The 10,729-nt window shown below is 45.0% G+C and carries 13 protein-coding genes; all 13 read left to right on the plus strand.

What is annotated here, in order from left to right; genetic code table 11:
* The first annotated feature begins 11 nt into the window (after positions 1-11).
* The 13 genes from sigE (at position 12) to ACJA3J_RS09765 (ending at position 10,724) form a co-directional block, all read left to right on the plus strand.
* Positions 12-731 (plus strand): RNA polymerase sporulation sigma factor SigE, encoded by a 720-nt coding sequence (gene sigE, locus ACJA3J_RS09705; protein ID WP_089652821.1) that lies wholly within the window; start codon positions 12-14, stop codon positions 729-731.
* Positions 732-813: 82 nt separating this feature from the next.
* Positions 814-1,593, plus strand: coding sequence for an RNA polymerase sporulation sigma factor SigG (gene sigG, locus ACJA3J_RS09710; protein WP_089652822.1), 780 nt, complete (start codon positions 814-816; stop codon positions 1,591-1,593).
* 701 nt (positions 1,594-2,294) lie between these two features.
* On the plus strand, positions 2,295-2,570 hold the full coding sequence (locus ACJA3J_RS09715; RefSeq protein WP_089652824.1) for a YlmC/YmxH family sporulation protein: 276 nt from the start codon (positions 2,295-2,297) through the stop codon (positions 2,568-2,570).
* Positions 2,571-2,627: 57 nt separating this feature from the next.
* Entirely contained in the window at positions 2,628-3,425 is a 798-nt protein-coding gene (gene pgeF / locus ACJA3J_RS09720) for a peptidoglycan editing factor PgeF (protein WP_089652825.1), read from the plus strand.
* A gap of 21 nt (positions 3,426-3,446) precedes the next feature.
* Entirely contained in the window at positions 3,447-4,118 is a 672-nt protein-coding gene (locus ACJA3J_RS09725; RefSeq protein ID WP_089652826.1) for a YggS family pyridoxal phosphate-dependent enzyme, read from the plus strand.
* Between the two features lie 21 nt (positions 4,119-4,139).
* Positions 4,140-4,589, plus strand: coding sequence for a cell division protein SepF (locus ACJA3J_RS09730; protein ID WP_115825118.1), 450 nt, complete (start codon positions 4,140-4,142; stop codon positions 4,587-4,589).
* Between the two features lie 3 nt (positions 4,590-4,592).
* Positions 4,593-4,862 carry a YggT family protein gene (locus tag ACJA3J_RS09735; RefSeq protein ID WP_089652828.1) on the plus strand — a complete coding sequence of 90 codons (270 nt, stop codon included), beginning with the start codon at positions 4,593-4,595 and terminating at the stop codon, positions 4,860-4,862.
* A 75-nt stretch (positions 4,863-4,937) separates the two neighbouring features.
* The gene (locus ACJA3J_RS09740) at positions 4,938-5,711 is read left to right on the plus strand and encodes an RNA-binding protein (protein ID WP_406946151.1); all 774 of its coding nucleotides are present in this window, start codon (positions 4,938-4,940) and stop codon (positions 5,709-5,711) included.
* A 77-nt stretch (positions 5,712-5,788) separates the two neighbouring features.
* Positions 5,789-6,313, plus strand: coding sequence for a DivIVA domain-containing protein (locus ACJA3J_RS09745; protein ID WP_089652830.1), 525 nt, complete (start codon positions 5,789-5,791; stop codon positions 6,311-6,313).
* A gap of 721 nt (positions 6,314-7,034) precedes the next feature.
* Positions 7,035-7,508 (plus strand): signal peptidase II, encoded by a 474-nt coding sequence (gene lspA, locus ACJA3J_RS09750; RefSeq protein ID WP_089654621.1) that lies wholly within the window; start codon positions 7,035-7,037, stop codon positions 7,506-7,508.
* The gene (locus ACJA3J_RS09755; RefSeq protein ID WP_406946152.1) at positions 7,505-8,416 is read left to right on the plus strand and encodes an RluA family pseudouridine synthase; all 912 of its coding nucleotides are present in this window, start codon (positions 7,505-7,507) and stop codon (positions 8,414-8,416) included. The genes lspA and ACJA3J_RS09755 overlap by 4 nt, the downstream gene beginning before the upstream one ends.
* Positions 8,417-8,607: 191 nt before the next feature.
* On the plus strand, positions 8,608-9,150 hold the full coding sequence (pyrR, locus tag ACJA3J_RS09760) for a bifunctional pyr operon transcriptional regulator/uracil phosphoribosyltransferase PyrR (protein ID WP_089654623.1): 543 nt from the start codon (positions 8,608-8,610) through the stop codon (positions 9,148-9,150).
* 185 nt (positions 9,151-9,335) lie between these two features.
* Positions 9,336-10,724 carry a solute carrier family 23 protein gene (locus tag ACJA3J_RS09765; RefSeq protein ID WP_115894826.1) on the plus strand — a complete coding sequence of 463 codons (1,389 nt, stop codon included), beginning with the start codon at positions 9,336-9,338 and terminating at the stop codon, positions 10,722-10,724.
* Positions 10,725-10,729: the final 5 nt, after the last annotated feature.

The raw sequence follows: 10,729 nt of genomic DNA on the forward strand, positions 1-10,729 counted from the left end.
AGGGGGATTCCATGTTCAAATGGTTCTTTAAAGCGCGGCTATGGTATTATCGCTTACTTATGAAGCTCGGAATCAAACAAGATGAGATTTATTATATTGGTGGAAGTGAAGCTCTGCCACCACCATTATCTAGAGAAGAAGAGAGAGAATTGCTTGAACTTCTTCCAAAAGGGGATAAGGCGGCACGTGCGATGCTCATCGAGCGGAATTTAAGACTTGTCGTTTATATCGCCAGGAAGTTTGAAAACACGGGGTTGAACATAGAAGATTTAATTAGTATTGGAACCATCGGACTCATCAAGGCGGTAAACACGTTTGATCCGGAAAAGAAAATCAAACTCGCGACCTACGCTTCCCGCTGTATAGAAAATGAAATTCTTATGCATCTTAGAAAAAGCAATAAGTTGAAAACGGAAGTATCCTTTGATGAGCCATTGAATGTGGATTGGGATGGAAATGAACTTTTATTATCTGATATTTTAGGAACAGACGAGGATTTAATTACGAAGGGCATCGAAAAGAAAATCGACAAGAAGTTACTTAAATCAGCGCTTGAACAGTTGAATGACCGTGAGAAACAAATCATGGAACTCCGTTTCGGATTGATTGGAAAAAAAGAAAAAACGCAAAAAGATGTGGCAGACATGATGGGCATCTCACAGTCATATATATCAAGGCTTGAGAAGAAGATTATCCGCCGGCTGCAACGTGAATTCGACAAAATGGTCTAACAGACGACGACCCGTTGATGCATAATTTTCCCACCCAGGGAGATACTGAGAACTGATTACAGCTTCCTGGGAGGGTCTTACATTGACACGACATAAAGTAGAGATATGCGGCGTAGATACATCAAAACTTCCGGTACTGAAAAATGCAGAAATGAGAGACCTGTTTGAACGCTTGCAAAGTGGAGAGCTGGAGGCAAGAGAAAAGCTGGTAAATGGCAACCTCCGCCTAGTCTTATCCGTTATTCAGCGTTTTAACAATCGCGGAGAGTATGGAGACGATTTGTTCCAAGTTGGATGCATCGGTCTCATGAAATCCATTGATAATTTTGATTTAAGCCACAATGTGAAATTTTCTACTTACGCAGTACCCATGATTATTGGTGAAATTCGCAGGTACTTAAGAGACAACAACCCGATTCGTGTTTCCAGATCCTTGCGCGACACAGCTTACAAAGCTTTGCAGATGCGTGAGAAAATGATCAGTGAGACGAGTAAAGATCCGGCTCCTCATGAAATTGCTGAAAGAATGGGAGTCCCGCACGAAGATGTAGTCTTTGCGATGGATGCCATCCAGGATCCCGTATCCCTTTTCGAACCGATCTACAACGACGGCGGTGATCCCATTTTCGTTGTTGACCAATTGAAAGATGACCGGGAAAAAGATTCGGTGTGGCTCGATGAACTATCGCTCAGAGAAGGAATGAAGAAACTGAACGACCGTGAGAAAATGATTTTGACGAAGCGCTTCTTTCAAGGAAAAACGCAAATGGAAGTGGCTGAAGAAATCGGAATCTCGCAAGCCCAAGTGTCGCGTCTAGAAAAAGCGGCCATCAAAGAAATGAATTCATCTATGTTCCAATGAACCCTTAGCTTCTGCTCATGCAGAAGCTTTTTTTGATGCCCTAACTTCCTCTTCTTCCACAAACGCTCCCTATTCTTGAAGATTCAGTTTCGAGACTTTTGTTGAGTGGATGGGGCTGCGGGGAATAGCTCGCTTTCCGCGGGAGCGCGGTGAGCCTCCTCGAGCTTCGCTCTGCGGGGTCTCACCAAGCACTTTTTTCCCGCAGGAGTCTCGCCATTTCCCTCCGCCCCTTTGCCATATAAGTATCTCGAAACCACTTCCACAAAGGAAATTTACTATGATTAGCATGCAGATGATAAAGAATGGATTCCCAACATTGAAAGCTGCTACAGAGCGCTTGGTAACACTCCGGCATGGATAGTGGAAAACCCCCATCCTAGGCAAAGGGGTTCGTTTTTCAGTCTCATGGAATGGGGTGGTTGGGAAGCTGCGAGACTCCCGTGGGAGAAGGAGATAGGCGAGATCCCGCAGGACGCAGTCCGAGGAAGCTCGGCGCTCCCCCACAGGAAAGCGAGTTGCTTCCCAGCCACCCCTGACGCGCAACTCAGCAACGAACCCCAAAAAATCTCGAAATCGAGTCTTCTACAACCCTGCCATATCCTTTTATAGGACGGTTTTGAGTAAATGGGTGGAATCCTTTTCTCTGTTTTCTAATTTGTTGATTCTATGCATATAGTGGGAGTAAGGAGAGTGAGGAGAAAATGAAAATCACGGAACTGCAAATGAAAGACGTTATTGCGATGGAAACAGGAGAAAGACTGGGATATATAAGCGACCTTGATATCGATACACAAAGAGGCCGTCTCAAGGGACTCGTCCTCACTATGAAAGGGAAGGCGATGGGACTTTTCGGAAAAGAAGAAGAGATGACGATTCCGTGGGACCAAATCGTTAACATCGGGGCTGATGTCATTTTAGTGAAAAAAAATGGCTATAAAAGCATTTCTACGGTTCAAAAGACAGAATCAGACGAATAAGAGAAGAAATTGGATGAAAAATGTGTTAAAATGGAGTGAAATTGAGGTGGTGTTCAAATGGAACCTTTCCAATCACATTCCATTAGACAGATGACTTGTTTTCATTCCCACCAGAATGTGACTGCAGGATTGACAACACGTCAGGGCGGACATAGTGAAGCCCCTTTCGATTCGCTGAACATGGGGCTCCATGTATCCGATAAAAAGGATGATGTGTTGAAAAATAGACGAGCGATTGCCGAGGAGATCGGCATTCCACTTTCCAGATGGGTGATCGGTGAGCAGGTTCATGGCAACGAGGTCGCTTCTGTAGATCAGAGGAATGCCGGAGCTGGTACTACTTCCTTACAAACGGCCGTCTCAAACGTTGATGGATTGATTACCAATGAGAAAAAACTGGTACTTGGGGCTTTTTTTGCTGATTGCGTACCGTTATATTTTTCTGATCCTGAATCAGGGTGGGTAGGAATTGCTCATGCTGGGTGGAAGGGAACAGTAAATGGAATGGCAGGGAAGATGATTCGAGCACTTCAAGAAAAAGGGTGTAAGCTTGAAGACATACATTCCGTCATCGGACCGTCCATTGGTATGAAACATTATGAGGTGGATGACCATGTCATCAGCTTCATTCCTGAAAACTACAAAAAAGAATGTGTGATGAGTAAAGGAAAAGGGAAATATCAATTAGACCTGAAAGTCCTTCACCGCAGAATGATGATTGAAGAAGGCTTGAAGGAAGACCATATTCAAATGACTGATTTTTGTACATACGAGGAAGAAAAAACGTTTTATTCCCACCGGCGCGATCAGGGAAGCACGGGGCGTATGCTTGGGTTTATCACGCTTCGAACTTGATGAGCGGGAAGGAGTTCTAACATGTCGGTTGAAGGTAACTTAGCAAAAATTAATCAACAAATTGAACAAGCTTGTAAAAATAGTGGACGACCTAAAAATGAAATCACCCTCATAGCTGTGACCAAATACGTCACTACTGAACGTGCACAAGAAGCGCTCGAGGCAGGGATCAAACATCTTGGGGAAAACCGGAAAGAAGGCCTTCTGGAAAAATACGAGGAAATCGGTGATCAGGCAACCTGGCATTTTATTGGGACCCTGCAGTCGAGAAAAGTAAAGGATGTAATTGGACAAGTCTCCATGATCCACTCCCTTGACCGGAAGTCCCTCGCTAAAGAAATAAACAAAAGGGCCAGCTGTCCGGTCCCATGTTTTATTCAGGTCAACATTAGTGAAGAGGAATCCAAACATGGGTTAGCTGCTTCAGAGGTTGAATCCTTTATAGAAGTGTTGAGTCATTACGAAAATGTCAAAGTGGTCGGACTGATGACAATGGCCCCGCATACGGATGACGAAGAAAAATTGCGCGGCGTATTCCGCCAATTGAGGGCACTAAGAGATCGTATCAGGGATAAAGGTTATCGTCATGCCCCTTGTGAGTATTTATCCATGGGGATGAGCAACGACTTTGCACTGGCGATTGAAGAAGGAGCGACACATATCCGTCTTGGTTCCAGTCTTGTCGGTGAATAAATAAAATCAGAGGTGATGAAAATGAGCATGAAAAATAAATTTCGTTCGTTTTTCACGTTGGATGATGAATACGAGTACATTGAGGAAGAAGTGGAAGATGATTACGAAGAAGAGGCTGCACAGCGTCAACGAGCGACGAAGAAACAAGAGCCGGGCAATGTAGTCAGTTTGAAAAGTGCTAAATCCTCATCAAAAATGGTATTGAGTGAGCCGAGCAGCTATAACGAAGCCCAAGACATAGCTGATCAGCTGGTAAATCGCCGGGCGGTTGTGATCAATCTACAGCGTGTCGATCACCATCAGGCAAAACGGATTGTAGATTTTTTAAGCGGAACGGTATATGCTATAGGTGGAGATATTCAGAAGCTCGGAACACAAACATTTCTTTGTACCCCTGATAACGTTGAAATTTCAGGGTCTATTTCAGAAATGATTGCTCAAGAAGACGATGATATAAACAGAAGGTGGTAAGACATGGCGTTTTTGTTTCAGATTTTAATGACTGCACTACAAATTTACAGTTGGATTCTCATTATCTACATTCTGATGTCCTGGTTCCCTGGGGCGCGTGAATCCAGTTTTGGTGAAGTTCTTTCCCGGTTGGCTGAACCATTCCTGGAGCCTTTCCGAAAAATCATTCCTCCACTAGGTATGATTGACATTTCACCGATTGTGGCTATTCTCGTCCTGAACTTTGCGCGAGCAGGGTTAGGCGAACTATATTACATCATTATGGGATTATAAGTCGAGGAACAGATCAGAGAGCACATCTTTATGTTCTCACATCTGTTCCTTTTGGTAGTTATGGAGGTTTTTTAGGTGGATATCTATCAGCACTTTCGAAAAGAAGAAAAGCCATTCATTGATCAAGTCCTATCTTTTCGCGAAGATGTAGCTCTTAAATATCAGCGGAAGCTGACAGATTTTCTCGACCCGAGGGAGCAGATGATCATGAAGGCGATTATGGGCAATGCCCCGGATCTCATATACGGATTGGAAGGTGGGGCGGAGGCTAGTGAACGAAAACGAGCCATCATCGCTCCTGATTATGAGATCATTGAAAAAGAAGACTTTCAACTGACATTATTGGAAGCTTCCTATCCTCAAAAATTTGTTACGCTGGAACATCGCGATGTTCTGGGTGCCTTTATGTCGTTAGGGATTCGCAGAGAGAAAATGGGAGACCTTGTTGTCCAGGATGGAACGATTCAAATTACAACAGCCTCTGAGATTAGTGACTACATTAAAATGAACCTAACCGGCATCAAACGATCCAACGTACAGTTTGATGAAAAACCATTATCTGCCCGCATAGAGAGCAATGAAACATGGTCCACGAAACAAACGACCGTTTCTTCTTTACGTCTGGATGTGATGGTCAAGGAAATTTACGGAATGTCCCGTAATAAGGCATCTATGTTTATTGAAGCGGGCCAAGTGAAGGTCAATTTCCGTACTGTAGAAGACGCATCTTTTTCATTAGAGGAAGGCGATCTCATTTCTTTACGTGGAAAAGGGAGGAGCCGGCTTGATGAAGTGCTGGGTGAAACGAAGAAAGAAAAATATAAAGTGATGACATCAAAATTAAATTAATGCAGCAGCAAAGAAGGATAACGTAGGTTCCTGTCGAATTTATAAATATAGATAGATGCTTTGGGGAGGTGGATGGTGTGCCATTAACACCACTGGATATTCATAACAAAGAATTCACTCGCGGTTTCAGAGGATATGATGAAGATGAAGTCAATGAATTTCTCGATCAAGTCATCAAAGATTATGAAATCGTCATACGTCAGAAAAAAGAGCTTGAACGCGAAGTCAGTCAATTGAACGAACGTCTAGGTCACTTCAACGATATCGAGACGACGCTCAATAAATCAATTCTCGTCGCTCAAGAAACCGCAGAAGACGTAAAAAACAGTGCGAATAAAGAATCGAAATTAATCGTTAAAGAAGCAGAAAAGAATGCCGATCGTATTATCAATGAAGCACTTGAAAAATCACGCCGCATTAATATTGAAGTAGAAGATATGAAAAAGCAGGCGAAAGTTTTCAAAACAAGACTGCGTATGCTGGTAGAAGCTCAAATCGATATGATCGATAACGATGACTGGGATCATCTTTTCGATACAGAGCTTGATGATGAGAAAGAAGTAGAGCGTAAAATGGAAGAGGAATACAGCTCCCAGCCTTAATTCCAACCCGTACATACGGAAATCATACTTTCATACAAATCAAGGTGCCGTTCCTACAAGAACGGCACCTTTTATCTTCCACCCTTCTTAAGCAAACGGGCAGGATTGTGGAAGACTCAGTTTCGAGACTTTTATTGAGTGGAGGGGGGCTACGGGGAATAGCTCGCTTTCCGCGGGAGCGCGGTGAGCCTCCTCGGACTGCGTCCTGTGGGGTCTCACCCTGCCCTTTTTTCCCGCAGGAGTCTCGCCATTCCCCTCCGCCCCTTACCAAAGAAGATACTCGAAACCACTTCTTAAAAAGCAGCATGAGATTATGGTAAGTGGATAATGTTAACTCCCCAAGTGACATTCAGAACTTAAATGCATGATAGAGGTGGCTTTGTGCCTCCTTAGGGGGGGAAGATCAGGACTCTATTTCTCCGTACAGGGGGTCGTTTCACCTCACATGAGATGGGGTGGTTGGGAAGCTGCGAGACTCCCGTGGGAGAAAGGAGATAGGCGAGATCCCACAGGGCGTTAGCCCGAGGAAGCTCGGCGCTCCCCCACAGGAAAGCGAGTTGCTTCCCAGCCACCCCTGACGCTCAACCCAGGCAACGAACCCAGAAACATCTCGAAACTGAGTCTTCAAGTATAGGGTGCTTATGTGGAAGTGAGAAGTTGTTCTTTGCAGGAGTAGTTTTGTGGTACAATAAGCTAGGACTAAGATTCATGGGGGACGCTTATGATTTTGTATTATATCATCGCCATTGGTCTCATTATCCTTGATCAATGGACGAAGTGGCTGGTGGTCACAAAAATGGATATCGGTGAAAGCATAACGGTCATCGAAAACTTTTTCTACTTGACCTCTCACCGGAACCAGGGAGCTGCCTGGGGAATACTACAAGGGCAGATGTGGTTCTTTTATATCATAACGGTGATTGTCATAGGATTTGTCATTTATTATTTACATCAATATGGAAAAGAAAGTCGTTTTGTAGGTGTAGCTCTCGCGTTTATTCTTGCTGGGGCGATTGGGAATTTCATTGATCGCGTATTTCGTAAGGAAGTCGTCGATTTCGCCAATACGTACATTTTCACTTACGACTTTCCTATTTTTAATGTAGCGGACTCTGCTCTTGTCGTCGGTGTGATCTTTGTCATGATTGCAACATTCGTTGACGAGCGCAGAAAGAAAGGAAGTTTGAAATCTTGAGTGAACACTATAAGGTTACAGAAAACGATCAGTCGAAACGGATTGATAAATTACTAACAGAGGTTATCGAAGAAGCCTCCAGGTCTCAAATTCAGGGATGGCTGAAAGACGGCATTGTCTTCGTTGATGATAAAGCTGTGAAGAGCAATTACAAGGTGCAGGAGGGTGATACGATCACTTGGCATATTCCTGAGCCTGAACCGATGGATATCCTCCCCGAGGACATTCCGATTGAAATTGTGTATGAAGATGAAGATGTGATTGTCGTCAATAAACCATCCGGCATGGTGATTCACCCGGCGGCTGGCCACTATTCCGGAACACTTGTCAATGCTCTATTATTCCACGTGAAGGATTTATCTGGAATCAATGGAGTGGAGCGTCCGGGAATCGTTCATCGGATTGATAAAGACACTAGTGGTCTACTGATGGTAGCTAAGAATGATCTCGCTCATCAATCGCTCGCTGAGCAACTCTCGAAAAAGACGGTAGAACGTAAATATGAAGCGATTGTCCACGGGGAAATTCATCATGAATATGGTACCATTGATGCACCGATTGGAAGGGATCCTAAAGATCGCCAAAGGATGGCTGTGGTCGATGGCGGACGTGATGCGGTCACCCATTTCCGCGTGCTGCGTCATTTCACTGATTTCACACTGGTTGAATGTAAACTGGAAACAGGGCGTACGCACCAGATCCGTGTGCATATGCGTTACATCGATCATCCACTAGCGGGTGATCCGAAGTACGGCCCTCGTAAAACTTTAGGCCTCAATGGTCAAGCACTGCATGCTAAATCCCTTGGATTTGAGCATCCGAGAACAGGTGAATGGAAAAAGTTCGAGGTCGAACCTCCTGCGGAATTTAAAGAGACTCTGAAGTACCTGGAAACGAAAGAGGTATAAAAAGTCATTGACAAACCTTACAGGGAGTGTCATACTTCCATATAGAATATAAAGACCTTTAAGAACAGTCCCGTGAGGCTGAAAAGGTGACGGTTGTGCACAGGATACGTGTACGAAAACCCCTTTTCTGCCCTTATGTGGAAAAGGGGTTTTTTTGTCACTGATCTTATGGAAACAAGGAGGACTCAATTATGAATGCAAAAGCGACTGTACTTGATGATGCAGCGATCCGTCGAGCATTGACCCGGATCTCTCATGAAATCATAGAAAAAAATAAAGGAATTGAGGATCTCGTCCTTGTAGGAATTAAAACCCGTGGCGTTCCGATCGCTCAGCGCCTTAAGGATAAAATCCAGGAGATTGAAGGAGCAGATCTTCCCGACGGGGAGCTGGATATCACGCTTTACCGCGATGATTTGACTCCTCAGGAAAATGGAGCGGAACCTCAATTGAAAGAAACGAACATTACGGCTGATATCGATGGGAAGAAAGTCATCCTCGTCGACGATGTTCTTTATACAGGCCGAACAGTGCGTGCCGCAATGGATGCACTGATCGACCACGGACGCCCGAAAGAAATCCAGCTGGCGGTTTTGGTAGACCGGGGACACCGGGAACTTCCGATTCGAGCGGATTATGTCGGGAAAAATGTTCCGACTTCTCAGGAAGAAATCATTACCGTCACTTTATCTGAAACCGATGAAGCGGACGAAGTGAAAATTTATGAAAAATGAATGAAGAGTAACCTTTAATGGAAGTCCCGTGAGGCTTAAAAGGTTCGTAAGGATACGTGTGTGTCTACACGTCTACCTCTTTGCGTGCTTTTTAAGCGCAAAGAGGTTTTTTTATGTGAAAATCTCAAGGGTTCCACTCAGTTCACTACCCTCACACAAGAGGAGACATCAAGGAGGAATTCGATATGAAACAACATAAAGCAGCACTCGACGTTAATGAAGTACCAGCACTAAATAAATGGCTCGTTCTAAGCCTTCAGCATCTGTTCGCCATGTTCGGCGCAACAATTCTCGTTCCTTTTCTGACCGGATTATCCCCATCGGTCGCTCTCGTATCAAGCGGGTTCGGAACGCTTGCTTACCTGCTCATTACAAGAGGGAAGGTACCGGCCTATCTGGGATCGAGTTTCGCCTTTATTGCACCAATTATTGAAGTTTCCAAATCCAGCGGCGTTGCGGGCGCGATGGTGGGAAGCTTCCTAGCCGGTCTCGTCTACGGCTTAGTTGCCCTGCTTATCTCCATTTTCGGAACAAAGTGGCTCATGAACCTGCTTCCTCCGATTGTTGTAGGACCGGTCATCATTGTCATCGGTCTCGGATTAGCATCAACAGCTGTGGAGATGGCGATGTACTTGCCGGGTCAGGAAGAAAACATCTACAGTGGCACCCACTTCATGGTTGCCCTTGTCACCCTGGCGATTACGATTATCGCATCGATCTACTTTAAAGGATTCTTTTCCCTGCTGCCGATCCTTTTCGGAATTGTCGGCGGATATGCGTTCGCTATGACTCAAGGAATTGTAGACACGAGCGGGATCCAAGAAGAATGGACCGCAATAACCACAGCAGGTTCGTTCACGGGCGCCATAGCCGCTCTCTTCCAAGCTCCTGATTTTCTTGTCCCATTCGTTGACTTTTCACCACTGGAAGTGATCAGCTGGGAAATCGCCTTTCTGATGGTTCCCTTTGCACTCGTCACGATTACAGAACATACGGGTGATCAAATGGTCTTATCGAAAGTTGTAGGAAGAAACTTTTTGAAAAATCCAGGACTGGACAAATCCATTCTTGGTGACGGAGTGGCCACATTCATCGCCTCCTGCCTAGGAGGACCACCGAACACCACGTATGGGGAAAATATTGGAGTGCTCGCGATTACCCGGGTGTACAGTGTGTTCGTCATCGGAGGTGCGGCAGTCATTGCCATCGTCTTCGGTTTCATCGGCATGGTAACCGCGGTCATCAGTTCGATACCGACAGCCGTCATGGGCGGTGTGTCCATCTTGCTCTTCGGGATCATTGCCTCCAGCGGCCTGCGTATGTTGATTGATAATCAGATCGACTTTGGTGAAAAGAGAAACTTGATTATCGCTTCTGTCATCCTCGTCATCGGGGTAGGCGGTGCTTTCGTCCAAGTGACGGAGGAAGTACAAATCGCAGGAATGGCGCTTGCTGCCATCATTGGTGTCGCGCTCAACTTGATCCTTCCAGGTAAAGAAAAAGGACACGGAAATGGGCAGATGTTTGAAGCACCTGAACTCGAACAACAAAACAAGAAAGATCATGTAGCATAAACCAA

The sequence above is a fragment of the Halobacillus sp. SY10 genome (assembly GCF_045401165.1).
GTDB lineage: Bacteria > Bacillota > Bacilli > Bacillales > Halobacillaceae > Halobacillus > Halobacillus aidingensis.